Here is a 25,492-nt window from a genome sequence, read left to right as displayed (position 1 = left end):
CCCTCCTGGTTGGTGCGATCGCCCATGTGAGGTCGCCCGCCGACCGGACGGCACCGCGCTCGCTGTGGGGGAGGAGGGGCCAGTGGCGGCGCAGATACATGACGGCCTCGGGGCCGACGAGGCGATCTTCACGAGATCTCCAGAGGTCGCGCCCACCCGCGTCCCGGGTTGGCTCCTACTGTCAGTGGCATGAGTGGACCGGGAGCCGACACCACGGCGAGGCCTTCGTCGGTGACGAGCACGACCGTGCTGGTCGTCGAGGACGAGCCGACGATCAACCAGGCCGTCACCGATCGGCTGCGCGCGGAGGGCTACACGGTCCACCAGGCGCACGACGGCCCCGCTGCCGTCGCGGCCTTCTCGGAGCACTCGCCCGACCTCGTCGTCCTCGACGTCATGCTCCCCGGCTTCGACGGGCTCGAGGTGTGCCGCCGCATCCAGGCGGTCCGTCCGGTCCCGGTGCTGATGCTCACGGCCCGCGACGACGAGACCGACATCCTCGTGGGGCTGGGGGTCGGTGCGGACGACTACGTCACCAAGCCGTTCCGGATGCGTGAGGTGGTCGCCCGCACCCACGCCCTGCTGCGTCGGGTCGAGCGCGCCGCCGAGCTCGCAGCCCGGCCCGCGCCCACGACCCGGGTCGGCGACGTCCAGATCGACGGTCCGGCCCGTCGCGTGACGGTGGGCGGCGTCGACGTGCACCTCACCCCGCTCGAGTTCGACCTCCTCGCCGCGCTAGCGTCGACCCCGGGTGCCGTCCGCTCCCGTGAGCAGCTCATGGGCGAGGTGTGGGGATGGTCCGACGCGTCCGGCACCCGCACCCTCGACAGCCACGTGAAGTCGCTGCGCGCCAAGATCGGTGCAGGTCGTGTGCGCACGGTCCACGGTGTCGGCTACGCGCTGGAGGGTGAGTGAACACCGAGCAGCCCCTCGAGAGCATCGACTCGATCAAGGTCAAGCTCGGGCTCCTCGTCGGTGTCAGCTGCGTCGTCGCCGCGCTCTTCGCGACGATCGGTGACCGAGCCGGTATGCCGCTCTGGCTCACCCTGCCGGTCACCGTCGCGCTGGCCCTGCTCGTCACCCAGTGGCTGGCCCGTGGCATGACGGCACCGTTGCGGGAGATGACCCACGCGGCGAGCCGGATGGCGGCGGGGGACTACGGCCAGCGCGTCTCCACGCGCTCGACGGACGAGGTGGGTGAGCTCGCCCGTGCCTTCAACGCCATGTCCTCTGACCTCGCCGATGCCGACCACCAGCGGCGCCAGCTCGTCGCCACCGTCTCGCACGAGCTGCGCACCCCGCTCACGGCGCAGCGCGCGCTGCTCGAGAACCTCGTCGACGGTGTCGTGCAACCCGACGACGCGGCCCTGCGCGGAGCACTCACCCAGTCCGAGCGGCTGAGCGACCTCGTCGGCGACCTCCTCGACCTGTCCCGCATCGATGCCGGCGTGCTGCCGCTGCGCCTCGAGGAGGTGCCGGTGGGCGACCTGCTCCGCGGGGCCGTGTCCGAGGCCGAGCTCGGCTCCCGGACCGTCCATCACGTATGCCGGGTGGTCCCGGACGATCTCACCGTCACCGCCGACCCGGCTCGCCTGGCCCAGCTCGTCGCGAACCTCCTCGACAACGCCGCTCGCCACAGTCCTCCCGAAGGCGAGATCCAGCTCGTTGCAGAGGCGCTCGACGATGAGCGCTGGTCCCTCGAGGTCGTCGACGACGGGCCGGGCATCTCCGTCGAGCAGGCGGCCAGCGTCTTCAGCCGCTTCGGGACGGGCGACGACTCCGGTGGTGGCACGGGCCTCGGCCTCGCCATCGCCTCGTGGGTCTGCGAGCTCCACGGAGGCTCGATCCACGTCCTGCCCACCCCGCCCGGCGCACGAGGCGCGCGACTGCGCGCCGTGCTGCCACGGCACACCCGCACCCGTGCCCCACTGACCCCGGAGGTCGCCATGACGGCAACGCCCCCGCCCACGCCGACCCCGCCGCGCGTGGCGCCACGCCCCTCCGCGCCGACGGTCGCGGCCAGGTCCGGCCCCCCGCTCCTCACCGACACCGTCTTCGGGAGGTTCTGGCCGGAGGCCGGCCTGGGCCCACAGCCCCGGCTGCTCATCGGCGCGTTGGCGCTGGGCATCGTCGCGGCGGTCGCTCTTCCCGAGAGGCGGCTCGGTGCAGGAGCGGGCCTCGTCGCCCTGCTGGCCGCGGCGCTCATCCTGTCGGCGTCTCGCGAGAAGCGGAACGTCTGGTCCCTCGTCTGCGTCGCGGTCGGGGTGGGCCTCACGGCGATGACGGTCATCCGGGCGGCGGAGTGGATCATGGTCCTCTCGGCGATGATCGCGGCGCTGCTGCTGGCCGCCACCGTGACCCGCGCACGGTCGTTCGTGAGCATCCCGTTGTCAGCGGCCGCGTGGGTGCTCGCCGGGCTGCGTGGTCTGCCACTGCTGGGGCGCACGCTCACCGCGACGAGCCGTATGCCCCTGCTCTGGCCGGTGCTGCGCACCATCGCGTTCGCGGCGGTGGGACTCGTGCTCTTCGGTGGCCTCTTCGCCTCCGGTGATGCGCTCTTCGGGTCCTGGGCGCAGTCGCTCGTGCCCGACCTGCGGTGGGACACGATCATCGGGCGGATCTTCATCTTCGTCTTCGTCGCCGGCGTCGCCCTCGCCGGGGCCTACCTCGCGCTCAACCCTCCGCGAATCGCCGACCTCGACGTGCCGCGCGGTCGGCCCGTCACTCACCGTTGGGAGTGGCTCGTCCCGCTCGGTGTGGTCATCGCCCTCTTCGTCCTGTTCCTCGCCGCCCAGGCGACGGCCATGTGGGGCGGTCACGAATATCTGCGCGAGACAACCGGACTCACGTATGCCGAGTACGTCCACCAGGGCTTCGGCCAGCTCACGACAGCGACCTTCCTCACCCTCGTCGTCGTGGGCATCGCCACCCGCAAGGCCCCCCGGGAGACGGCCTCGGACCGCTTGGTCCTCAAGGTCGCCCTCGTCTCGCTCTGCCTGCTCACGCTGGCCGTCGTCGGGTCGGCGCTCTACCGGATGAGCCTCTACCAGGAGGCCTACGGATACACCGTGACGCGCGTCTTCGTCGACGGGTTCGAGCTGTGGCTCGGCCTGCTCATCGTGCTGATGATCGCGGCGATCGTCCGGGGCTCCGGCAGGTGGGTGCCGCGGGCAGCGCTGCTCACGGGTGCACTGTTCTTCCTCGGCTTCGGGCTGATGAACCCCGACGGCTGGGTCGCCCAGCGCAACATCGAGCGTTTCGAGGAGACGGGCAAGCTCGACACCTACTACCTCGCGGGCCTCGGGCCGGACGCGATCCCAGCCATGGTGGCCGGCCTCGACGCGAAGCAGGCGGCCTGCGTGGTGACCTGGCAGCTGGAGCGTGGTCAGGACCGCGACGACGACCTGCTCGAGTGGAACCTCGGCCGGTCGCGCGCCTTCGCCGCGGTCAAGAGCAAGGACCTCACCGTCGACCCGGCGTTCTGCTCGAGCTTCGGCGACGGCTTCGTGCCCCGCTGACGCCTGGCGTCTGCGCAGGTGGCGGTTCTGGTGACCACCCCCGCAGACGCGACCGGTGCGGAAGGTGAGCGAGCGGCATACTCGCGTCATGGACTCGACCACGGTGCTCGTCCTCAACGGCCCCAACCTCAACCTGCTCGGCGAGCGGGAGCCCGAGATCTACGGCTCCGAGACGCTGGCCGACGTGGAGGCACGGTGCCGGGCGGCGGGCGAGGCGGCCGGGCTCACCCTCGAGTTCCGCCAGTCCAACCACGAGGGCGTCCTCATCGACTGGGTGCAGGAGGGACGCCGCGGCATCGCCGGGCTGGTCATCAACGCTGCGGGCTACACGCACACCTCGGTCGCGCTGCACGATGCCCTCTCGGCGGTGACGGTCCCACGCGTCGAGGTGCACATCAGCGACATCCACGCCCGCGAGGAGTTCCGGCACCACAGCTATCTCACCGACGTCACCGACCACCAGGTCATCGGTCGCGGCACGGCCGGGTATGTCGAGGCGATCCTCTGGGTGGCCGCCCAACGCGAGGGTTAGCCTGCTGACCTGAGCCCGCCCGTGGCTCGGGGGAGCAGGGGGCACCGCCATGAAGTTCTTCATCGCACTGATCGTCATCATCGCGCTGGTCGCGCTCTACCTTCGGCACCGCGGCTCCTCCGGGGTGAGCGGTGACGAGAAGTCCGTCCCCAAGGCCCTCGGCCAGTCCCACCGTGGCGGGCCGGGTGGGGGCGGGAGCAGCATGTGAGGCTCGTCGAGCCTGCCCATGTGAGCACCTACCAGGGGCTGTGACCCTCCCCCCACTTTCGTGACTTCCGCGTAGATAGTTGGACGTCCTACTATCTCGGGTATGACACAGACGTCGCCCGACCTGCACGTCCCCTCGAACCCGGTCCGCATCGTCACGGCGTCCAGCCTGTTCGACGGTCATGACGCGTCGATCAACATCATGCGGCGGATCATGCAGAGCCAGGGCGCCGAGGTCATCCACCTCGGGCACAACCGCTCCGTGCAGGAGGTCGTCGACGCGGCGGTCGAGGAGGACGTGCAGGGCGTCGCCGTGTCGTCCTACCAGGGCGGGCATGTCGAGTACTTCGAGTACCTCGTCGAGCTGCTCCGTGAGGCCGGCGCCGGGCACGTCAAGGTCGTCGGGGGTGGCGGTGGCGTGATCGTCGCGGACGAGATCGCCCGGCTGCGCGAGGCGGGGGTGACGATCTTCAGCCCCGAGGACGGCCAGCGGCTGGGTCTCGTCGGGATGATCAACACGGTCGTCGAAGCCTGCGACACCGACCTGTATGCCGCTGGGCCGGCTGATCTTGCGGCCGTCCTGTCCGGGGAGCGGGCAGCGGTCGCCCGGGCCATCACTGGCGCCGAGGTGTCGGCGCTGTCGGACGCCGACCGGGCCGAGCTGGAGAGGGCTGCGGCAGGACGGCAGGTCCCGGTGGTCGGCATCACCGGCACCGGTGGCTCCGGCAAGTCGAGCCTGACCGACGAGCTCGTCCGCCGGTTGCGCGTCGACCAGCAGGACAAGCTCCGTGTCGCCGTCGTCGCTGTGGACCCGACCCGCCGCCGCGGTGGCGGTGCGCTCCTGGGTGACCGCATCCGGATGAACTCGCTCGACGGCGACCGCATCTTCTTCCGCTCCATCGCGACCCGCGGTGGACGTGAGGTCCCCGAAGCGCTCGAGGACGTCATCACGATCCTCAAGGCCGCGGCATACGACCTCATCGTCATCGAGACGCCCGGCATCGGCCAGGGCGACGCGGCGATCGTGCCGTTCGCCGACGTCTCGATGTATGTCATGACGCCCGAGTTCGGCGCGCAGAGCCAGCTCGAGAAGATCGACATGCTCGACTTCGCCGACCTCGTCGCGATCAACAAGTTCGAGCGGCGCGGCGCCCTGGACGCGCTGCGCGACGTCGGTCGCCAGCTCGTCCGCAACCGCAGCGCCTTCGGCAAGAAGCCCGAGGACATGCCGGTCTTCGGCACCTCGGCCGCGACCTTCAACGACGACGGCGTCACCGCGCTCTACCAGGAGCTGCGCGGGTTGCTCGTCGCCAAGGGGCTCGAGCTCGGCGAGGGCGTCCTGCCGCACGTCGACGTGCGGCACTCGTCGGTGCTGCGCCAGATCGTCCCCGCCTCGCGCGTCCGCTACCTCTCCGAGATCACCGACACGGTGCGCGGCTACCACCAGCAGACTTCAGTGTTTGCCGAGCAGGCCCGTCGCGTGCAGCGGTTCGAGTTCGTGGACGACGAGCTGGCTGCTGCGGGGCACGAGGACCACGCGGTGGATGCGCTGCTGGCCGCTGCGCGCAAGGAGCTGCCCGCTGCCGTCGAGGAGGCCATCGAGAGGTGGCCCGCCGTCGTCGAGTCGTATGCCGGTGACGAGCAGGTGGTGCGGATCCGTGAGCGCGAGCTGCACACCTCGCTGGTCAAGGAGTCGTTGTCCGGCAGCAAGATCCGGCGTGTCGCCGTGCCGTCGTTCGCCGACCACGGTGACCTCGTGTCCTTCCTGCGGCGCGAGAACCTGCCCGGCTTCTTCCCGTTCACCGCTGGGGTCTTCCCGTTCAAGCGGGACAACGAGGACCCGGCGCGGATGTTCGCCGGTGAGGGTGACCCGTTCCGCACCAACCGCCGCTTCAAGCTGTTGTCCGAGGGGCAGCCGGCGACCCGTCTGTCGACGGCGTTCGACTCGGTGACGCTCTATGGGCGCGACCCCGACCCGCGTCCCGACATCTACGGCAAGGTCGGCACCTCCGGTGTCTCGATCGCCACGCTCGACGACATGAAGGCGCTCTACGACGGGTTCGACCTCACGTCGCCCACGACGAGCGTGTCGATGACGATCAACGGACCGGCCCCGACGATCCTCGCGTTCTTTCTCAACACCGTCATCGACGGCGAGGTGGCGAAGTTCGTCGCCGAGCACGACCGGCAGCCGGACGAGGAGGAGGCGAGCGGCATACGGGCGCTTGCCCTCGCGTCGGTGCGGGGCACTGTCCAGGCCGACATCCTCAAGGAGGACCAAGGGCAAAACACGTGCCTGTTCTCGACCGAGTTCTCGCTGCGGATGATGGCCGACATCCAGGAGTGGTTCATCGAGCAGCAGGTGCGCAACTTCTACTCGGTGTCGATCTCGGGCTATCACATCGCCGAGGCCGGGGCGAACCCCATCAGCCAGCTCGCGTTCACGCTGTCGAACGGGTTCACCTATGTCGAGGCCTATCTCGCGCGCGGCATGGACATCAACGACTTCGCGCCCAACCTGTCGTTCTTCTTCTCCAACGGGATGGACCCGGAGTACTCCGTGATCGGGCGCGTGGCACGTCGGATCTGGGCGGTGGCGATGCGCGAGAAGTACGGCGCCAACGAGCGGTCGCAGAAGCTGAAGTACCACGTGCAGACGTCGGGCCGGTCGCTGCACGCGCAGGAGATGGACTTCAACGACATCCGCACGACGCTTCAGGCGCTCATCGCGATCTATGACAACGCGAACTCGTTGCACACCAACGCTTTCGACGAGGCGGTGACGACCCCGGGGCCGGACTCGGTGCGTCGGGCGCTGGCGATCCAGATGATCATCAACCGTGAGTGGGGGCTCGCGATGAACGAGAACCCGCTGCAGGGGTCGTTCATCATCGACGAGCTGACCGACCTCGTCGAGGCAGCCGTGCTGGAGGAGTTCGACCGCATCTCGGAGCGCGGGGGAGTGCTCGGGGCGATGGAGACCGGCTACCAGCGCGGCAAGATCCAGGACGAGTCGATGGTCTACGAGCACCGCAAGCACGACGGGTCGCTGCCGATCATCGGCGTCAACACGTTCCGCAAGCCCGACGCCGAGGGCGGCACGCCGCAGCACGTCGAGCTCGCGAGGGCGTCCGAGTCCGAGAAGGAGTCGCAGCTCGAGCGGGTCAACGCCTACCGCGAAGCACACCGCGAGGAGGCCGAGGAGGCGCTGGGCCGGTTGCGTCGGGCGGCGATGTCGGGTGACAACGTGTTCGCCGTGCTCATGGACGCGGCGCGGGTATGCACTCTCCAGCAGGTGACGGACGCCTTCTTCGAAGTCGGGGGCCAGTACCGCCGCAACGTCTGACAAACCAGGGGTCTCTGGCCGTTGCCTCAGGGAGGAGCCCGCCAGTGTTGTGACTAGGGCCGACAAATCTCTGATGGGACGTCGTAGACGGCAAAGCGCTGGGAGTCCGGCGCCGTTACTGGTGTCGTCGCCTCCGGATGCAGACGTTGGATGAAGCGCTAGCCACACGCAACTGGCACTGCCATGGGACACGCGGACGCTGACCTTACGTATCTTGGGTGTGCCGTAGAGGCGAAGGTCGAGCAGCAGCTAGATCGGTCCAAACCTGACATTGCGCGTTCCGTCGACCGTATGGGGCCACTGGGCCGTAGTGTTGTAGTGAATCGACCTAGGAGGGGGCCCATGCTGAAGCGCGTTCGTCTGTCGTCGTTCAAATCGGTGGGCGGTGCTGTAGAGGTAGAACTTGGCGACCTCACGCTGGTAGCTGGCGCGAACAGTAGTGGTAAGAGCACTCTGCTCCAAGGGATCTTGCTCATGCACCAAACGCTGAGCAGCAAAGTGACCGGACGTGCCCTGGTGTTGAACGGCCCGACAGTCCGTCTTGGAGCGTTCGACGACGTGCTGGCTCACGGCTCAAGAAGGCTCCAGTTCGGCATCGGAATCGATGTCGTTCCAGATGAACCGACTCTGCCAAGTGGAGGCGGAAGTCGAGCCGGAGGTGCAAACTCAGCGCGACGAGCGGCCCAAATAAGCCTTCAGGAAGTGTCGCTGGACGTGTCATTCCGCGGAAGTCGCCGAAAGCGGAGTTCAGCCTCGGGGGCGGCAGATCAAACCATCAGGGTTTCATCGGTGGAAATGGCCAGCGACTTTCTGAATGCCGAAAAGGATCTGGGTAGAGCTCGTATCCGGGTAAAGCCCTCCAACTCGAAGCAGTTGGATTCGGTGAGCCGATTTGTCGGTGCAGATGTGGTGAAGCATCTACGGGAAGCGTTATCATTTCGACCCTATTTGGACGCGACCAGTCGCAAGGCCATCAAAGTCGATTCCCCCACGGCAGAACCAGTGGGAGTCAATTTGGACCATTTCCTTCCTCGGAGTCTGGCTGTTCAGGAAAACCTGACATTGGAAGGCATTGGCAAATCCATTGACGCCGTATTGCAGTTGACTTCCAAGGGAGGCCGCGGTTCTGAGGGACGTGTGACGCTTCCTCAGCCGATGGTGCAAACGATTCGAAGCAGCCTGCCTGAAACCGTGGCTTCTAGGCTGCTAGATGTCGACGACCAAGAAATTACTATCGCTTTGTGGTCGGAAAGGTTTCTCCGGTTGCCAGCGAAGGATCGCAGTGAGACATTGGCCCAACTCAGGAATCATGCGAAGCCGCTAATCGAGTCTGCTTACACCATCGTTGAGGCTACGCATCTCCGACCTCATGAATACGACATCCGCACTGAAAGCCTGCCCTCCGGACTCCGTGAAGGGGCGGAACTCATTGATAGATTTCTCTCGAAAAAGGTCCGCTACCTGGGCCCACTACGCGATGAGCCGCGACCCGTTTATCCCCTGAGTTCGTCAGGAGATATTTTAGATGTCGGGACCAAAGGGGAGTTCACGGCTTCTGTATTGAATTTGAATCGCGACGAGACCGTAGACTATTTGAGCCCTGCCAATGTTGCGGCAGGAAACTATAACGCACCTATGGAACACAAGCCGCTACTCGCAGCCGTTGAAGAATGGCTGCGCTATCTAGGAGTTTCAGATGGCGTCAGTACCGAAGAGATGGGAAGTCGCGGTCACGAGTTGCGGGTCCGAACAACGTCGAAGTCCTACCTTGATCTGACCCAGGTGGGTGTCGGAGTTAGTCAAGTGCTGCCAATCATTGTCGCTGGGCTCGTAGCGCCGGCAAGGTCACTGACGATTTTCGAGCAGCCAGAGTTGCACCTGCATCCTAGGGTGCAAACTAGGTTGGCCGACTTCTTCGTCAGCATGGTGCATAGCCACCTTCAATGTCTGATAGAGACCCATAGCGAGTACATAATTAATCGTCTACGACTGCGCGCCGCCTCATCAGAGTCGGGTCTGCACAAGAAAATAAAACTGTACTTCGTCGAACAGGTTGATTCTCAGACCAGGTACCGAGACGTGCGCATCTCGGAGTTTGGCACGTTCACAGATTGGCCGATCGGATTCTTCGACGAATCTCATCGAGAAGCTGAAGCAATTCTTCGCGCAGGGATGGCAAAGCGCCGAAAGCGCAAAGGTTGAGTGATGTTGCACGCTACGCTCGATCCGTTCTTCCTACTATTGGACCGCGAGTCCACGGCAGATTCGGTAGAGACTCAGCTCGAGGCTCTATTCCATATATCGGAAGCAGTCACATCTGAATGGCTCACGGTCCACATCACGAGCGAACTGATGGAGGCGTTGGCTGATGATGGCGTACTGCCGTTGCGGGGTGACGTCGCGCAAACCCTTGACGTTATGGGCATTGATGAGATGTCAGGGCATGACGTCGAGCAAGTGATTTTTGGTATCATGCAACGCGCCCAATTTCTGCAGGGAGATTTGGGTGTAGAAATCGCGCTATGCGACGGTATGGTGGTTCGTCCGCCCTTAGAGTCTCGCGAAAGACTCACCGCCTTACGAGCGGCGCAGGAAGAGACGATCGAGATGCTGGGCCTAGGCATTAGTGCCGGCTGGGAAGCGGAACTTGGCCCATTCGTGTCGAGATCGGCGCGAGCGTCCGAACTTCAGGTTGCAGGAAGCCTGGAGGCTGTTGAGGGGTCGACGGAATGCGCTTTGTGCCTTGGCCCGTTTGCTGCGGTTCTTCGGGTGGTGGAAGATTTTGAAGAGCTGCTGATGCTGAGCGAGCCGGTTCGATTGTTGCGGTTGTTGAACGAACTCGCTGACAATCAGGAGAACGTGGTCAAGGCTGCCGTTCAAATTGCGGTTTTCCAGCTCCAGCGAATGGATGCGATGGTTCGGTACCAAGACCGGCCGCCGTTCGGTATGGGTGACCGCTTCATCGGTACGTTGCGGGCACTGGGTGTGCCGCGGTCGGAAGCTTTGGCAGAGCGCGTACTCGCAGCGGTCGCTGAGGCTATTTGTCAGCGAAATCTTCGAAAAACTCACGCATTGAGGCTGGGGTCTGGAGGTGGTTCCCCGGCTGTTCGCCAAGGTGATTATATCGCGCAACGGCATGACGTGGACTATGAGGTGCACCTGCATTATTGGCGCGGTCCAGATGCTTTCGTCGAACTAGCATCGGTCGTGACGCACAACGATTTCACTATTCCACCGCTATGCTCCAACGGATAGCCCTTGCTTCAAGGGCTATCACTGCCCTCTTATTTCGAGCGCCATAATGTATAGCCCAACCTATTCTACGGGCGCCTTCGCAAAAAGCTCGGTCCTAAAATCAGTCAATTGGTGGGCGTCGTAGCCGTCCTGCTCACCGTCGTCGCCACGGCTTTGGCGCCTCCGTGGGTGCGGGCGGTCGCCGTCCTGCTGATCCCGCTCGCGCTGGTCGTCGCCGTCCTGCGCTACCGCTTCTTCGACATCGACCTCCTGCTCAACCGCACGTTCGTCGCGTTGGTGCTGCTCGCCGGTGCCGCGATCCTGCACGCGGCGGTCACGGGATGGGTCGGCGCCCTCGTCGGTGACGAGGGCCGGGCCGCCTCCTTCGCCGCTGCCATGGCGATCGCCCTCGCCTTCAACCCCGCTCGGGTGCGCGTCCAACGGTATGCCGACCGGTTGCTCCAGCGCGACCGTCCCGTCCTAGAGGTGGTCGTCTACCGCCTCGACGAGGCGGTCCGCTCCGCGCCCTCGCCCCGGCAAGCAGTGCAGGACCGGCTCCACGTCCTGCGGGACGCCCTCGGCCTGGCACGCGTGCACCTGGAAATGGAGACCGCGACCGGACCGGTCGACCTCTCCTCGGGGGATGACGCAGCCGGCGGACCCGCCCACATGGTGGCGATGCTTCACCACGGCCAGCCCCTCGGCTCCCTCCACCTCACGCCCGACACGCGGCGAGGTGGCCTGTCGGTCCAGGACCAGCGGGTGGGGGAGGCCGTTACGGGTCCACTGGCCGCCGCCGCCGCGGCACTGTCCCTCACGGTCGGGCTCGAGCAGAGCCGGGGCCGGCTCGTCTCCGCGCAGGAGGAGGAGCGACGCCGGCTCCGCCACGACCTCCACGACGGCCTCGGCCCGCAGCTGGCAGCGGTCACCATGACCGTCGACGCGGCCCGCGCCGCCCTGATGCGCGGCGACACCACGAGGGTTGACGAGCTTCTCGTCTCGACCTCCGAGCAGGCGGCCATGGCCGTCGAGGACGTCCGCGCCGTCGCGAGAGGGCTCCGGCCCTCGACGAGGTCGGTCTCGCCGCGGCCCTGCGGACCGCCGGCCCGGCCGTTGCCGCAGCGCAGGGGTCGACCATCCGCACGGAGGTCGTGGCGGAGTCCGAGCTGACGGGACTCTCCGCGGCAGGTGAGGCAGCGGCATACCGGATTGCGCAGGAGGCGATCACCAACGCGGTCCGGCACGGACAGGCGACCGAGGTGCGAGTCGGGCTCGCGCTGGACGACTCAGTCCTGCGCGTGTCGGTGCAGGACAACGGCGTCGGGTTCCACCCGTGGAGGACGACGCCTGGCGTGGGACTGACGAGCATGAAGGAGCGGGCCGCAGCTCTCGGCGGGTCCGTCGAGGTGCGGTAGGCACCGGGCGCGGGGACGACCGTCGTCGCGACCCTGCCGGAGAGGAACGGAGCATCATGACCACCGCCGTGCTCGTCGACGACCATCCCGTCTTCCGCAAGGGGCTGCGGACGCTGCTGGAGGAGCTCGGGGTCGAGATCGTGGGCGAGGCCGCTGATGGCGCTCAGGGCCTGACGACCGCCCTCAAGCTCCGGCCCGACGTCGTCCTCATGGACGTCCAGATGCCCGAGCTCGACGGGGTCACCGCCACGGCTCGCCTCATCGAGCACTGGCCGGAGGCCCAGGTGCTCATGCTGACGATGCCGGTGACGACTGGGCGGTGTTCGCGGCCATCCAGGCGGGCGCGCTGGGATACCTCCTGAAAGGGGCCGGCATGGAGGAGATCTCCCGGGCCGTCAGCGGGGTAGCGGCCGGGCACGCGGTCTACGGGCCCGAGGTCGCGCGGCGGATGCGCGCGTTCTTCACCGCGGGCAGCGGGGTCGCGGCCAAGCCGTTCCCCGAGCTGTCCGAGCGCGAGCGGGAGGTGCTCGACCTCATGGCCCGCGGCCTGGCCAACCCGGTGATCGCGCGGCGGCCGTTCCTCTCGGAGAAGACCGTGCGCAACCGGGTCAGCAGCATCTTCGCCAAGCTCGGTGTCGCCGACCGGGGAGAGGCGATCGTTATGGCCCGTGAAGCCGGCCTGGGCGCAGCGAACGGCTCTCTGAGGACCGGATCGTGAAGCCCACCCACGACACGCCTCGCAGATCAACGGCTGCGCCTTCTGCCTGCGCCTGCACGTTGCGGACGCCCTGGCGGGCGGGGAGCAGCGCGACCGGCTCGCGGTGCTCAGCGCCTGGCGGGAGACGGGCTACTTCGAGCCGGTCGAGCGCGCAGCCCTGGCGCTGGTCGAGGCCGTCACCGACATCCCCTCGCTGCCCGAGCGTTCCGCCGACCGCGCCGCTGCCGAGAAGGTGCTCACGGCAGAGCAGATCTCGGCGGTGACCTGGGCAGCCATCGCCATGAACACCTTCAACCGGATCGCTATCTCCAGCAGCTACATCGTCGCGCCGGGGGTCCGCCGCTGAGGTGGCACCAGGACGAGCTGACCGACCTCGTCGAGGCAGCCGTGCTGGAGGAGTTCGACCGCATCTCGGAGCGCGGGGGAGTGCTCGGGGCGATGGAGACCGGCTACCAGCGCGGCAAGATCCAGGACGAGTCGATGGTCTACGAGCACCGTAAGCACGACGGGTCGCTGCCGATCATCGGCGTCAACACGTTCCGCAAGCCCGACGCCGAGGGCGGCACGCCGCAGCACGTCGAGCTCGCGAGGGCGTCCGAGTCCGAGAAGGAGTCGCAGCTCGAGCGGGTCAACGCCTACCGCGAGGCCCACCGCGAGGAGGCCGAGGTCGCTCTCCAGCGGCTGCGGGAGGCGGCGATGTCGGGTGACAACGTCTTCGCGGTGCTCATGGACGCCGCGCGCGTGTGCACCCTCCAGCAGGTGACGGACGCCTTCTTCGAGGTCGGAGGCCAGTACCGCCGCAACGTCTGATCAGAACGCGTGCGCTCGCTCCGGGTGCAGGCGCGTCACACCGACCACCTGGCCCTACGGCGTGGCTCGCTCCCTTTGACGGCTGCTTCTCGATTCGGCTCATGATTGTGGCGGTCAGCGGCTTGAGGGAGTGGGGTTGACGTACCCCGCTCGTGGGCACGGTCCGGGTTGGGTGGAGTGCGCGTCGGTGGCGTCGGTCTTGCGGCCCTGCCCGGTGGCGAACACCCGCGCCCAGGCGGACAGCTTCGCCGGAACGTCGACGATGTCCTGACCGTCGGCGAGGAGCCGGTGGGCGATGTGCCGGCCGATGCCCTCGCAGCCCTCGATCGCCCAGACCCGGTCCGGCCAGGCGGCGGCGAAGTCGAGCATCTCCTTGTAGCCCTCGACGGTGGTGTCGAACCGGCCGCTGCCGACGACCGAATCGTCGGCGAGCATCACCTCGATCGTGACGCTGCGTTTGTGCGGGTCCATTCCGATCACGACCCGCGGAACCTGCTCTTCCATGACGCCTCCGTTGCCTCGAACCTGTGATGGTTGGGCGTGGAGGGCGCCGCTACTTGGAGCAGAGCAATCCCTTCTTGAGTCTCTCCTGCCCGGCGGTGCCCGGGCGGCGCAGTCCATGTGAGAGCCACACGATCATCGTGGGCAGCCGCGGATGAGAGCGACGAACCCGGGCACCTAGACCAGAGCCTGCGCAGGTACCGGTCCTACCGTCAATGAAACAAGTAGCCACGGTTCGGCAAAGCCACCCTTCGGTGTGACTGGCCGCACATCGCCGGCCTCGAGCGCGATGCGACATCGATGGCAGTGGACCGAGACCAAGCACCCGGCTCGACGTCGTGCCACGCGCCAAGGGAATGGGTCGACGCCCCTGACCGTCGAGTGGGCTCCCGGTTCGGCACGGCTGAACCGCTCACGGAGAAGGGCGGACCGTTCCAGCCCGCCGACCCGGCCGCCCATGTCGCGGCCCCGTCCAAATGCGGGCTCCAGGTGCCGTCCCGGCGCCGCCCAAGTCCCGAGGCTTGGACGGTGCCACCCGTAACGGTTGTGCCCCCACGTGACCGGGTGCACACTGGTAGAACCATCGGCTGCCCCGGACCTCGGCAGGCGCGAAACCCCGCCGCCTCCCGAAAAGGTCCACGCATGACCGCCACATCAGCATCGACACCGCACTCGTCGCTCCCGTCCGCCCTGACCGCGTTCGTCCCACCCCGCGCCACGTCAAACCTCGACCTCGACGTCATGGCCGCGATCGCCGTGGACGCTGGCCGGTTGGCCGCCAACGATGCTGTCCGCGCCCCCATGATGAGCCCCGCCTACCGCGACGCCGTCGTCAGCCTCCCCGTCGGTGCGCCAGCCCGCGGCGCCGCCGCCCGCTTGTTCGCGGCCTGCTACGACGCCGCCCTGGACCCCGCCACCGACTGACCCTCGGCCCCTCAACACGACCCGTGCGCGGCTTCAGGCTCCCTTCAGCCCCGCGCACGGGTCGTTCCACGGGCCCGCACGCGGCCCGCTGGCCGGGCCCGCGCGGGCCGCCGTCATGCACCTCGAGCCAGACAGTAGGACGGACTCGTCGGGTGGGCACACAAACCCGCAGCTGAGGCCGAAAGGACGCGGAGGGGGTCGCTCAGGTGTCGTCCCGGTCGATGGCGCCCGGCGCGCGACCGTCGGATTCCGCAGCCTGCTCGGCCAGCTGGACCCGCAACGCTCGGGCCAGCCCGATCAGGCCCAGGTTGACGAGCACGGCGAGGTAGCCGAGGAACTGTGCGTCGAGCAGCTGGAAGAACTGCACCACGAGAAGGTCCAGCAGCAGCGCGATCTCGCACACCCGGAGAGCCTCCTGGCGCCGGCCGCGAAGCCGGGTGCCAAGGGCCAGCAGGCCGATGAGCAGTGCCAGCGCTGCGAAGCAGAGATACACCAGGTTTCTCAGCGAGGGCTCGGTGAGGACGAGCCACGCCGGATGCACCACGGAACCAGCCAGGAACAACAGGAACAGCGCGACCGACGTACGCCGGATCGCCCGGGCGCGTGGCAGGTTGACGATGAGGCCGCGCCCGGCCCCATACGTGCGCGCGAACCACGACCTGGTCGCGGGCTGCGGGGGAACTCTCCCGAGCACCCCTGTGAGCAACCGGACGACAGGGTCGCGCTGGTCGGCCCGGCGAAGCAGACCCACTGCGCGTTCCCGCTCGAGCTCGTCCATGTCGTGGGCTGCTGACTCCTTGAGCAGCTCGACGGCGTTGACCACGAGCTCGACCTGGCTCATGGGCTTGCGGTGCACGAGCACCTCCACCACGACGCAGATGCTCACGAAGGTCCCGTAGATGATCGCGGGCACCGGCTCGAAGAAGTAGTTGTGGTCCCCGGTGACGAACTTGCCCACCTCGTCGATGAACAGCCCGAAACCGATGCCACCCACGACCGCGGCGACGCTCTGGGCCGTCCGGCTCAGGAAGAGCAGCATGATGAGAATGGCCAGGAGCATGCCGAGTCCGCCCCACAGCAGGTGCGCCAGATGGAGATTGCCACCGCCGATCTGCGGGTAGCCCGTCGCCTCCAGATAGATCCGGGTGAGTGCGATCGCAGCCACGGCACTGACGACGAACAGCTCGAACCGATCGCCGCCCTCCGCGTCACGCAGCGGAAGCCGCGAATGCCTGGGCGAAGGACCGCTCATCAGTCCATCGTAGGTCGAGGAGCGTGACCGGCTCCTTGCTACCAGCCCACGTCGCACCACCCGATGGGAGAGTGGGACGCGTGAGCGAATGGTTCCTTCCCACTACGGAGCGGCCGTGGTCGGCCGGGAACCTCGTCGTGCCGCGCGTGCACGGAGCCGACTACTTCGCTCGCCTGCTCGAGGTCGTCGAAGCGACCCAGCCCGGGGACCGGATCTTCCTCACCGACTGGCGCGGTGATGCCGACCAACGCCTGAGCAGTGACGGCCCGACCACGGCTGATCTGCTGTCCTCGGCGCTACGTCGCGGCGTCGAGGTCCGGGCTCTGCTGTGGCGCTCCCACCCCGGCAGCCTCAACAGTGAGGAGAACAACCACCTCGGCACCATCATCAACGAGGCCGGTGGAGAGGCACTCTTCGACGAGAGAGTGCGCCGCGGCGGGTCCCACCACCAGAAGCTCTTCGTCGTCAGGCGCAAGGGCAGGCCCGAGGAGGACGTCGCGTTCGTCGGTGGCATCGACCTGTGCCACGGCCGTCGTGACGACGCAGCACACGCGGGCGATCCGCAGGCGCCGCCACTGGACGAGCGATACGGCCCCAACCCGCCGTGGCACGACGCCATGGCAGAGATCCGGGGTCCGGCGGTGGCGCACGTCCTGGACACGTTCGCGGAACGCTGGGACGACCGCACCCCGCTCGACCACCGCAATCCCTACCGAGCGGTGCTTCATCGGCTGACCAAGATGCCCCGGCACACCAAGCCACTGCCCCAGCGCTGGGATCCGCCTCCGGAAGCTGGCCGACACCTGGTCCAGATCCTGCGTACCTATCCGTCGAAGCGGCCGGCATACCCCTTTGCGCCGGACGGCGAACGCTCGATCGCGAGGGCCTACTCGCATGCGTTCGGCCGGGCCCGTCGCCTGATCTACATCGAGGACCAGTACTTCTGGTCCGACGTCGTGGCAGCCACGCTCGCCGAGGCCCTTCGACGTGAGCCGGAGCTCCAGGTGATCGCAGTCGTCCCCCGTTTCCCGGAGAAGGACAGCCGCATCGCCGGACCACCGATGCTCCACGGGCAACGGTTGGCCTGGGATCTGCTGCGCGAGGCAGGAGGTGAGCGGGTTGCGCTCTTCGACCTCGAGAACGCCGTGGGGAACCCGATCTATGTTCACGCCAAGGTCTGCGTGGTCGACGACGAGTGGATGACCATCGGGTCCGACAACCTCAACCGGCGTTCCTGGACGCACGACTCCGAGCTCACCTGCGCCGTGGTCGATCCCGATGATGTGCTGCCTCGCACTGTCCGGACGTCGCTGTGGGCCGAGCACCTGGGCCTGGCGCAGGACGACCCGCGGATGGCGGACCTGAGTGACGCCCTAGCCCTGTGGGCGGAGCGTGAGGACGCCCCGGGGAGCCGCATCCGCCGTCACCTGCCCCCTGCGATCTCCGCGGCGACGAGGCGATGGGCACGGCCGGCCTACCTCGCCCTCTACGACCCCGACGGCCGACCACGACGGCTGCGCGGCACGACGGACTTCTGAGGACGCCGACGCGTCCACTGTTTCGGGCTGATGCACGCCAGAGAAACCAGGGCAGTGCGTCCTGGCGTGGCCGAAGCGTCCGAGCCCTCGACGGATCGACGCGGGACCCGAGGGAATGAGCCCCGTGGGGCCATGGACACGCTTATCAGAGCGCTAGAAACTGTCCGTCATGAAGGCTGGACGCCTTATCTGCATGGTCGGTTTCTACAAGTGGCACCGGTTCCGCCGTGACGGCCTGGACATGCGCGAGTGCAAGCGGTGCGGCTACCTGGTCCGACACGACGCGGACCCCCCTCGAATGATGGGGGGCGACGGCGGGCTCTAGAAGCAAGCCCGTATAGCGCGGCCACGCGAAGCGAGCCGTTGAATCGGAGTTGCGTCACGGCGCCGCGTTGGTCTCGGCCCAGTCGTGGTCAGGAAGAATGCACTCCTCGGCGGACCAGCATGTAGGCCCTGCAGCCCAAGCACAACCCCGTGGAAGCGTCTAGTGCTGCCAAGCCGAAAGCGAGCGCCGTCAGGCTGTAGGCAGGCACGTCGATGCCGAAGACGAAGAAGGTCAGCGCCAAGGCGGTGAGCGCGAAGCCGAAGAGCTGGGCAAACCTCGCCGGCCGAGCATCCTCAAGCGCGGTTGGTGCCCCGACCCGCGGCCAGATGAAACGGGCATAGATCTGCGCCCAGAGCGACCACTGAAAACTGACGAACGCGGTGAAAGCAAACACGGCAACCTGCGAGGCGAGTAGGCCCAGACCGAGTGGACGAGCAACGTCCACGATCAGCAAGACCGCGGCCAGAACGCCAGCGGTCGCCCCAGCACTGAACCGCTTTAGCCGCGGATCGACCTGATCACGGAGCGGGCACGCAACAATTGGATGGCTGGACACGAGACTTCTCCGGAGTGGATTCCAGGGATCCGACTCACGGTAGGCGGTCCCTGTGATCAGTACCAGCACGTCGGGCCGCCGGGCCCAGAGTCGCGCTCGCCATGTGTCACAGCGCCGCGAATGGACGTGACTGACATTCGTCGCTCTTCGGCTGCTCGCCACGTCGAGCGAGTCGTTGCAGTCATAGTCGGATCGCAGGAGCTAGAGCGATTGGCAAACGGATCCGTCGGGGCCTGGCTGGGCTGCCTCAGGCGTCCCCGCCGCCCGAGGCCCGCTTGGGGCTAGTTGCTGCCCGACGCATGTTCAGGAGACCGATGGCGAAGAACAGTAGTTGCTGCAAGGGCACAAGCCCAGCCGATCGCGGCCCAACCGGCGACGGTCCCGAAGCTTCCGGCGTGTGTGGGGTAGCCGACCGAAAATCCCCCCATCCACATCACCGTTATGGCAGAGGTCCATGATGGGACCGGCCAACCAGAGATGTTGGTTGATGCCAAGCTAGTTGTCAGCACAATGGCCGCGGCCAAGGCCGCTTGCATCGGCCAGTGATCCAGACCGATCGTGATGTCATCGGTGGGTGGACGTCCCTCACGCCGCCCAGCCACCATGTCAGCCGCATAAAGGGTCAGAGGGATAGCGGCGGCGACTGTGAGAAGCAGAGTTACTCGGTTCAGCGCACCGGATCCGACGGCGGTGATGGCCGCTCTGGGCCTGAGCCGGTTACCGGTGTGGCCGGATAGCAGAGCCAGAACGAAAGACGTGAGAAACAGTCCAGCGGCAGGCAAGAACTGACGCCATTCCGGGACGACGACTGCGATGGCGCCTACGGCAAAGCCGACGAGGGCTACCTCTATCTGTGGAGCGATCCGTTCGGGTGCGAAAGCCGCAGACACGAGCGGAGTTCCGACGAGAAACACGAACATGGCTCCCCAACCGGTCTCAAGGAGGTAGCTCGAGTCAAAACCCGGCTGACGGAGGATGGGTACCAGCAGATCGACGTACCCAAAGAAGAAGACCACCCAGAACGCTGCGGCGAGCATTGCGAAACCACGCGCGGGCCACATCTTCGACATCACACAAGACTGCACCTGATCGGCACGACTGAACAGACCGCGCCCCGCGAGGCAGGGTCAGTCTCAAGGAGCGCGATATGACCGCTCAGCCGAGACAGCTTGGTGCTGCTGACACGGCATGCTTACGCACAAAAAAGTTGAATACGACAGCCGAGTTGCCACGTGAGGCGCGTCAAACCGCCGCCTATGACGCGGGACTGACGTCCGGCTGGCCGGGGTGGCGGGGTCAACCTGCTTCAGGGCGACCGTGGAGCAGTGGTCGCGCTGGATCCCACGACGTACCGTCCCGCTCGTCGCGACGCTTGCGCGCGATCGCCGACAGCGCCTCGAGCACGACCCTGTTGGCCAAGGCAGCCGTGATGTCGGAGCTGTCATAGGGGGGGCTGACCTCCACCACGTCGATCCCGACGACGGGAAGCTCGAGGCAGATGCGACGCACCGAGTCGAGCAGCTCTCGGGCGGTGAGACCACCGGGCTCCGGCGTGCCGGTCCCCGGTGCGTGGCCCGGGTCGCAGACGTCGATGTCGACCGACAGGAAGACGCCGTCACACTCGTCAACCGCGATCGAGGACGCCTCTATGAGCACGTCGGTCAGTCCGCGCTGGACGATCTCGGTCATCTCAAAGGACCGCATCCCTCGCTCCGCCATCCAGTCGAGCGTCTCTGGACCGGGCCAGTAGCCGCGCAGGCCCACCTGCAAGAACCTGTCACCTCGCAGCGCGCCCGACTCGATCAGGCGACGCATCGGTTGACCGTGCCCCCATAGTGAGCCGAACTCGATGTCACCGGTGTCCGCGTGGGCGTCGAAGTGAATCATCGAGACCCGCCCGTGCCCCAGCACGTTGGCCACGCCCTTGGCGTCAGGGAACGCGATGGAGTGGTCACCGCCCAGGACGACCGGGATCGCGCCGGAGCGGGTCACCTTCTCGACAGCCGCCTCCAGCACCCCCAGTGCCTTCACTATGTCACCCGGTGGCATCTCGACGTCACCAGCGTCGAGGACCGTCAGGTCCTTGAGCCCGTCGGTCCGCAACGCCAGCGACGGTCGAGACCCGTCATGAGGGAGGTAGTCGGCCATCCTGATCGCCTGAGGGCCAAAGCGCGTGCCGGGCCTGTGCGAGGTGCCGCCGTCGAACGGCGCGCCCACGATCACCACGTCTGCATCGGAGTACGTCGACTCGTGGTCCAGGTCGCACGGAGGGACGCCGAGGAAGGTGATGTCGGGACCGAACTGCGCGCCGTAACGGGTCATGGCGATCATGATGCTCGCCAGATCCTGCCCTTGACCAGCAAACACCTCAGGGCCGAGGCCCAGCTCTGGCTCGAGGCTAGAGCTTGGTCATCTTGCGGAACGGCGTCTCGATCCGCAGCGTGCGGCCGTCGAAGTCGACCGTGGCACCGCCCGCGTCGATGTTCAACACGCGACCGAGGCCGTGCGCGTCGTGGCAGACGCGGTCGCCGGCCGCGAACTGCTCGACCGCCACCTCGGCCTGGGGCCGAAACGGGCTGTTGGCGTGCCGGGGTCTGGGGTACGCAGATGAATCAGTCATTCCTCCCAGTGTGCCCCTAGTCGGCCCGCATGGCGAACTTTCGCGTCATGAGGGCGTTACGTGAGCGTGGTGAGCGGGTACGGCGAGGGCCGTCTGCAGTGACAGGATGACGGCCATGCAGATTCAGCACACGTCCGCCATCGTCACCGGCGGCGCCTCCGGCCTCGGAGCTGCCACAGCAGCCGCCCTCGCCGCGAGCGGCGCCCACGTCTACGCGCTCGACCTCGCCCAGGGCATCGAGCAGGCCCCCGAGGTCGACGGCATCACCTATGTCGCGACCGACGTCACCGACGAGGAGCAGGTCCGCGACGCCGTCAACCAAGCCAGCACAGACATGGCCGCCCCGCTGCGGGTCGTCGTCAACTGCGCCGGCATCGGCCCGAGCGCGCGCATCCTCGGCCGGAAGGGTGTCCACGACCTCTCGCTCTATCGCAAGGTCATCGAGATCAACCTCATCGGCTCGTTCACCGTCCTCGCGGTCACCGCCGAGGCCATCGCCCAGACCGAGGCCGACGAGCACGGCCAGCGCGGCGTCGTCATCAACACCGCGAGCATCGCGGCCTACGACGGCCAGGTGGGCCAGGCGGCATACAGCTCGTCCAAGGGCGGCATCGTCGGCCTGACCCTGCCGGCAGCGCGCGACCTCGCGCAGTACGGCATCCGCGTCTGCACGATCGCCCCCGGCATCGTCGAGACGCCGATGCTCGCCACCGTCTCGGAGGAGTTCCGCGCCGGCCTCGCGGCAGGAGTGCCGTTCCCCCAGCGACTCGCAGCCCCGACCGAGTACGCCAAGCTCGCCCTGGCCATCGTCGACAACGACTACCTCAACGGCGAGACGATCCGCCTCGACGGCGCCCTGCGGATGGCGCCGCGCTGACGTGCCCCTGAGCCTCGAGCTGCTGCCAGGGGTCGACTGGTCCATTGCGATCGTCGACCTCGGCAGCGGCGAGGTGCTCGCCTCGCACGACCCCGACCGGCTCCTGTCGACAGCGAGCGTCGGCAAGGTCTTCGTCCTCGTCGAGCTGGCCGAGCGGCTGCGCGACGGGCGCCTCAGCCCTGACCACCCGCTCGATCGCCGCGCCGTCCCCCCGGTCGCGGACTCCGGCCTGTGGCAGCACCTGACGACCGACCTGCTCCCACTGGGGGACGTCGCCCAGCTCGTCGGGTTAGTGAGCGACAACCTCGCCACCAACGTCCTCATCGACCTGCTCGGCCTCGACGCCATCCGGGCACGGGCAACCGCGTGGGCGCCCCGCGGGTCCGACCTCGTCGACGTCGTGCGCGGACTGCGCGGTCCCGGCGACCCGCCCCACCTCAGCCTCGGGTGCGCCGCCGACCACGTCGAGATCCTCGCCCGGCTGTGGAGCGAGCGCGACACCCCAGGCTCCACGGGCGAACGCGTCCTCGCCTGGCTCGCCCCCGGCATGGACCTCTCGATGGTCGCCGCCGCGTGGCACCAGGACCCGCTCTCGCACGCCGAGGAGCCCAGCGGCACGCGCATCGTCAACAAGACCGGCACCAACCTCGGGGTGCGCGCCGACGTCGGCATCGTCGACGGCGGGGGGCGAGCCACGGCATACGCCGTCCTGGCCAGCTGGACCGAGCACCCTCCCGGCACTGGCCGCGACGACGTCATGCACGCCCTGCGCGGCATCGGCGACGCGCTGCGGGCGGCTCGGGGCTGACACCCCGGCCGGCGTGGCAGGGTGGCAGGCATGAGCCGCATTGACCACGACCACGCCGACTCCCACGCGGTGCCGACCGGCCACGGCCACTTCGACGCCGCGGCCAGCACCTGGGACGCCGACCCCGCCAAGATCGAGCGCGCCCACGCCACCGCAGGCCTGCTCCGCGACACCCTGGCCCTCGACGGCACCGAGCGCGTCCTCGAGATCGGTGGCGGCACCGGTCAGCTGAGCCTCGCGCTCGCCGACCACGTCGCCAGCGTGCTCGTCACGGATGCCTCGCCGGGCATGGTGGACGTGGCCCGCGCCAACATAGAGCAGGCCGGCCTCTCCCACCGCCTCACCACTCAACAGCTCGACCTCGTCACCGACCCGGCGCCCGAGGGCAGCTTCGACGGGGTGTGGAGCGCTCTCGCGCTGCACCACGTGCAGGAGGTCGACCTCCTGCTCGAACGCGTCAAGACGCTGCTCGTCCCCGGCGGCTGGGTGGCCATCGTGGAGCTCGACGACGACCGGACCGGCGCCTTCCACGCGCACCACGACGACTTCACCGGCCATGACGGCTTCGACCGCGAGAGCTTCGCGGACCGCCTACGGGCCAGTGGCTTCCGCGACGTGACCGTGACCGACGCCGGGTCGGTCGAGAAGGAGCTCGGCGGCGACGACCAGGGCCGTGGCACCTTCGCGACGTTTCTCGCGGTCGGCCGCGCCTGAGGGGAGGGGCATGACCCGCACGCTGCGCGACGACCTCGGCCACGCCGTCGACCTGTCGGACGGTCCCGTATGCCGTGTGGTCTCGCTCGTCCCGTCCCTCACCGAGGCGGTGGCCGCCACGGCACCCGACGTTCTCGTGGGAGCAACGGACTGGTGCACCCACCCGGCCGACCTCGACGTGACGCGGGTGCGAGGGACCAAGAACCCCGACCGCGCCGCCATCGTCGAACTGGGGCCTGACCTCGTCATCGCCAACAAGGAGGAGAACCGCGAGCTCGACGTCACGCGCCTTCGCGAGGCGGGGCTGGCGGTATGGGTCACCGACATCGAGACCGTGCCCGCGGCGCTCGCGTCCATGCGGCGGCTCCTTTTAGAGGCCTGCGCGTGGCCGGAGCCGACCTGGCTCACCGAGGCAGAGAGGCTGTGGACCGGCGACGTGCCCAAGCCCCACGCCCGGGTCGTCGTGCCCATCTGGCGGGACCCGTGGATGGTCGTCGGGCACCCGACCTTCACGGCCGACCTGCTCGCCCGTCTGGGCCTGGATGCCGTCACCGCCGGGGTCGAGGGTCGCTACCCGCACGTCGACCTCGAGCAGCTCGACGCAGCCGGTGCCGACCTCATCCTGTTGCCCGACGAGCCCTACGTCTTCACCGAGACGGACGGGCCGGAGGCCTTCTCCCGCACCGCAACTCGGCTCGTCAACGGTCGCCTCATCACGTGGTACGGCCCGTCCCTCATCGAGGCCCACACGGCGATCGACGGCTGAGGCGGTCCAGATGCGGGTCATCCACGCCGGACGTTGCTGCAAACCCGCCGGGTCCGGTCAGGGGAGCGTGAGCGAGTAGTCGTTGAGCGTGAACGTGGTCGGCTCCCCGGTGTAGGAGACCTCGAAGCCGTACTCCACCTCACCCAGCACCTGCGACGACCTCAGCCAGCCGTTGGCCACGGCCCACTGGAGGATGTGCGCCAGGTCGACGCTGCCCTTGTTGGTCACGTTCTCCCGGATGAACCACATCGCTGTGCTCGTGCTGTTGCGATAGGCGAAGTAGCTGACGCCGTCGATGGTGACCTTCTGGCCGCGGTAGGTGTTGTACCAGTACTGCCAGTTCATGGTCCACGTGTTCCAGACCATGACCTCGGTGCCGAAGTTGTCGAGCCACAGGTCGTAGGCGGCGTTCCACTGCTTGCCCCTGGACGGGACGGTGCCGCCGCCGGGCGGGACGGTGACGTCGAAGGTCGAAGGCATGGACCGCAGCGAGCTGAGCGGGTAGTTGACGTGGCGCTGCGTGTCGGGATAGGTCTTCACGCTGTCGTCGGTGCCTGTCCCGGGCTGGTTCGACGTGACCGACCACTGGCGCCAGGAGCATGCCCTGATCGTCTGCGGACCAGCCTCTCCGGACCACATGTTGTTGTTGACGAGGTAGCCGCTGGTCTGCCACGTGCCGAGGCGAGCCGAGGACGACCATGCCGCGTTCGAGCTCGTGCAGGTCGTGGGCGGCGTGGTGGGGGTGCCGGAGCGGTGGTAGCCGGTGACGTCGGCGAGCAGGTGGGTGGTGCCGGAGGAGCGGTTGTGGAGGGAGATCTTGCCGCCGGCTCC

26 protein-coding genes are annotated in these 25,492 nt (G+C 67.6%); 19 read left to right on the top strand and 7 right to left on the bottom strand.

Features of this window, described 5'->3' with window-relative positions; genetic code table 11:
• Nucleotides 1-189 precede the first annotated feature (189 nt).
• The 13 genes from ACFQW8_RS04210 (at nucleotide 190) to ACFQW8_RS04150 (ending at nucleotide 13,780) form a co-directional block, all read left to right on the top strand.
• Complete coding sequence (locus ACFQW8_RS04210) at nucleotides 190-915, top strand: response regulator (protein WP_380085708.1); 726 nt, start codon at nucleotides 190-192, stop codon at nucleotides 913-915.
• A complete protein-coding gene (locus ACFQW8_RS04205; protein WP_380085707.1) occupies nucleotides 912-3,518 on the top strand; it encodes a DUF4153 domain-containing protein in 2,607 nt (868 codons plus the stop codon). The genes ACFQW8_RS04210 and ACFQW8_RS04205 overlap by 4 nt, the downstream gene beginning before the upstream one ends.
• Nucleotides 3,519-3,606: 88 nt before the next feature.
• Entirely contained in the window at nucleotides 3,607-4,050 is a 444-nt protein-coding gene (gene aroQ / locus ACFQW8_RS04200; protein WP_380085706.1) for a type II 3-dehydroquinate dehydratase, read from the top strand.
• A 49-nt stretch (nucleotides 4,051-4,099) separates the two neighbouring features.
• Nucleotides 4,100-4,258, top strand: a complete 159-nt coding sequence (locus ACFQW8_RS04195; RefSeq protein ID WP_380085705.1) for a hypothetical protein — start codon at nucleotides 4,100-4,102, stop codon at nucleotides 4,256-4,258.
• A 102-nt stretch (nucleotides 4,259-4,360) separates the two neighbouring features.
• Nucleotides 4,361-7,603 (top strand): fused isobutyryl-CoA mutase/GTPase IcmF, encoded by a 3,243-nt coding sequence (gene icmF / locus ACFQW8_RS04190; protein WP_380085704.1) that lies wholly within the window; start codon nucleotides 4,361-4,363, stop codon nucleotides 7,601-7,603.
• Between the two features lie 342 nt (nucleotides 7,604-7,945).
• A complete protein-coding gene (locus ACFQW8_RS04185; RefSeq protein WP_380085703.1) occupies nucleotides 7,946-9,805 on the top strand; it encodes an AAA family ATPase in 1,860 nt (619 codons plus the stop codon).
• A 3-nt stretch (nucleotides 9,806-9,808) separates the two neighbouring features.
• Nucleotides 9,809-10,858 carry a hypothetical protein gene (locus ACFQW8_RS04180; protein ID WP_380085702.1) on the top strand — a complete coding sequence of 350 codons (1,050 nt, stop codon included), beginning with the start codon at nucleotides 9,809-9,811 and terminating at the stop codon, nucleotides 10,856-10,858.
• Between the two features lie 111 nt (nucleotides 10,859-10,969).
• A complete protein-coding gene (locus tag ACFQW8_RS04175) occupies nucleotides 10,970-12,007 on the top strand; it encodes a histidine kinase (protein WP_380085701.1) in 1,038 nt (345 codons plus the stop codon).
• Nucleotides 11,989-12,252 carry a sensor histidine kinase gene (locus ACFQW8_RS04170; protein ID WP_380085700.1) on the top strand — a complete coding sequence of 88 codons (264 nt, stop codon included), beginning with the start codon at nucleotides 11,989-11,991 and terminating at the stop codon, nucleotides 12,250-12,252. The genes ACFQW8_RS04175 and ACFQW8_RS04170 overlap by 19 nt, the downstream gene beginning before the upstream one ends.
• 56 nt (nucleotides 12,253-12,308) lie before the next feature.
• Entirely contained in the window at nucleotides 12,309-12,614 is a 306-nt protein-coding gene (locus ACFQW8_RS04165) for a response regulator (protein WP_380085699.1), read from the top strand.
• 11 nt (nucleotides 12,615-12,625) lie between these two features.
• Nucleotides 12,626-12,970: a response regulator transcription factor gene (locus tag ACFQW8_RS04160; protein WP_380085698.1), complete on the top strand. Its 345-nt coding sequence runs from the start codon at nucleotides 12,626-12,628 to the stop codon at nucleotides 12,968-12,970.
• Nucleotides 12,971-12,995: 25 nt separating this feature from the next.
• The gene (locus tag ACFQW8_RS04155) at nucleotides 12,996-13,316 is read left to right on the top strand and encodes a carboxymuconolactone decarboxylase family protein (RefSeq protein ID WP_380088583.1); all 321 of its coding nucleotides are present in this window, start codon (nucleotides 12,996-12,998) and stop codon (nucleotides 13,314-13,316) included.
• Entirely contained in the window at nucleotides 13,235-13,780 is a 546-nt protein-coding gene (locus tag ACFQW8_RS04150) for a methylmalonyl-CoA mutase family protein (RefSeq protein WP_449274536.1), read from the top strand. Before ACFQW8_RS04155 ends, ACFQW8_RS04150 begins: the two co-directional genes overlap by 82 nt.
• Before the next feature lie 114 nt (nucleotides 13,781-13,894).
• Here ACFQW8_RS04150 and ACFQW8_RS04145 read toward each other — a convergent pair whose 3' ends face one another.
• Nucleotides 13,895-14,251, bottom strand: a complete 357-nt coding sequence (locus tag ACFQW8_RS04145; RefSeq protein ID WP_380088581.1) for an IS110 family transposase — start codon at nucleotides 14,249-14,251, stop codon at nucleotides 13,895-13,897.
• A 672-nt stretch (nucleotides 14,252-14,923) separates the two neighbouring features.
• Between ACFQW8_RS04145 and ACFQW8_RS04140 the strand changes: the two genes are divergently transcribed.
• Nucleotides 14,924-15,205 (top strand): hypothetical protein, encoded by a 282-nt coding sequence (locus ACFQW8_RS04140; RefSeq protein ID WP_380085697.1) that lies wholly within the window; start codon nucleotides 14,924-14,926, stop codon nucleotides 15,203-15,205.
• A gap of 202 nt (nucleotides 15,206-15,407) precedes the next feature.
• Here ACFQW8_RS04140 and ACFQW8_RS04135 read toward each other — a convergent pair whose 3' ends face one another.
• Nucleotides 15,408-16,457: a hypothetical protein gene (locus ACFQW8_RS04135; RefSeq protein WP_380085696.1), complete on the bottom strand. Its 1,050-nt coding sequence runs from the start codon at nucleotides 16,455-16,457 to the stop codon at nucleotides 15,408-15,410.
• A gap of 80 nt (nucleotides 16,458-16,537) precedes the next feature.
• Between ACFQW8_RS04135 and ACFQW8_RS04130 the strand changes: the two genes are divergently transcribed.
• Nucleotides 16,538-17,995, top strand: a complete 1,458-nt coding sequence (locus ACFQW8_RS04130; protein ID WP_380085695.1) for a phospholipase D family protein — start codon at nucleotides 16,538-16,540, stop codon at nucleotides 17,993-17,995.
• 413 nt (nucleotides 17,996-18,408) lie between these two features.
• On the opposite strand, the gene ACFQW8_RS04125 is transcribed toward ACFQW8_RS04130, so the two are convergent.
• The 4 genes from ACFQW8_RS04125 to ACFQW8_RS04110 form a co-directional block, all read right to left on the bottom strand.
• Nucleotides 18,409-18,876, bottom strand: a complete 468-nt coding sequence (locus ACFQW8_RS04125; RefSeq protein WP_380085694.1) for a DUF4395 domain-containing protein — start codon at nucleotides 18,874-18,876, stop codon at nucleotides 18,409-18,411.
• Between the two features lie 281 nt (nucleotides 18,877-19,157).
• Nucleotides 19,158-19,946, bottom strand: a complete 789-nt coding sequence (locus tag ACFQW8_RS04120; RefSeq protein ID WP_380085693.1) for a hypothetical protein — start codon at nucleotides 19,944-19,946, stop codon at nucleotides 19,158-19,160.
• A gap of 226 nt (nucleotides 19,947-20,172) precedes the next feature.
• The gene (gene speB / locus ACFQW8_RS04115; protein ID WP_380085692.1) at nucleotides 20,173-21,198 is read right to left on the bottom strand and encodes an agmatinase; all 1,026 of its coding nucleotides are present in this window, start codon (nucleotides 21,196-21,198) and stop codon (nucleotides 20,173-20,175) included.
• Nucleotides 21,199-21,274: 76 nt separating this feature from the next.
• Nucleotides 21,275-21,496, bottom strand: a complete 222-nt coding sequence (locus tag ACFQW8_RS04110; RefSeq protein WP_380085691.1) for a hypothetical protein — start codon at nucleotides 21,494-21,496, stop codon at nucleotides 21,275-21,277.
• A 115-nt stretch (nucleotides 21,497-21,611) separates the two neighbouring features.
• Between ACFQW8_RS04110 and ACFQW8_RS04105 the strand changes: the two genes are divergently transcribed.
• From ACFQW8_RS04105 to ACFQW8_RS04090, 4 genes are read left to right on the top strand one after another with little or no spacing between them, the layout of a single operon-like run.
• Nucleotides 21,612-22,373, top strand: a complete 762-nt coding sequence (locus ACFQW8_RS04105) for an SDR family NAD(P)-dependent oxidoreductase (protein WP_380085690.1) — start codon at nucleotides 21,612-21,614, stop codon at nucleotides 22,371-22,373.
• Nucleotide 22,374: 1 nt separating this feature from the next.
• Complete coding sequence (locus ACFQW8_RS04100; RefSeq protein ID WP_380085689.1) at nucleotides 22,375-23,181, top strand: serine hydrolase; 807 nt, start codon at nucleotides 22,375-22,377, stop codon at nucleotides 23,179-23,181.
• Nucleotides 23,182-23,211: 30 nt separating this feature from the next.
• The gene (locus ACFQW8_RS04095) at nucleotides 23,212-23,895 is read left to right on the top strand and encodes a class I SAM-dependent methyltransferase (RefSeq protein WP_380085688.1); all 684 of its coding nucleotides are present in this window, start codon (nucleotides 23,212-23,214) and stop codon (nucleotides 23,893-23,895) included.
• 10 nt (nucleotides 23,896-23,905) lie between these two features.
• A complete protein-coding gene (locus ACFQW8_RS04090) occupies nucleotides 23,906-24,661 on the top strand; it encodes a helical backbone metal receptor (protein ID WP_380085687.1) in 756 nt (251 codons plus the stop codon).
• Between the two features lie 57 nt (nucleotides 24,662-24,718).
• Here ACFQW8_RS04090 and ACFQW8_RS04085 read toward each other — a convergent pair.
• The coding region (locus ACFQW8_RS04085) for a hypothetical protein (RefSeq protein WP_380085686.1) at nucleotides 24,719-25,492 on the bottom strand (774 nt) is incomplete at its 5' end.

The organism is Knoellia altitudinis (assembly GCF_042666355.1).
GTDB lineage: Bacteria > Actinomycetota > Actinomycetes > Actinomycetales > Dermatophilaceae > Knoellia > Knoellia altitudinis.
This window is presented reverse-complemented; position numbering and strand designations above follow the sequence as displayed.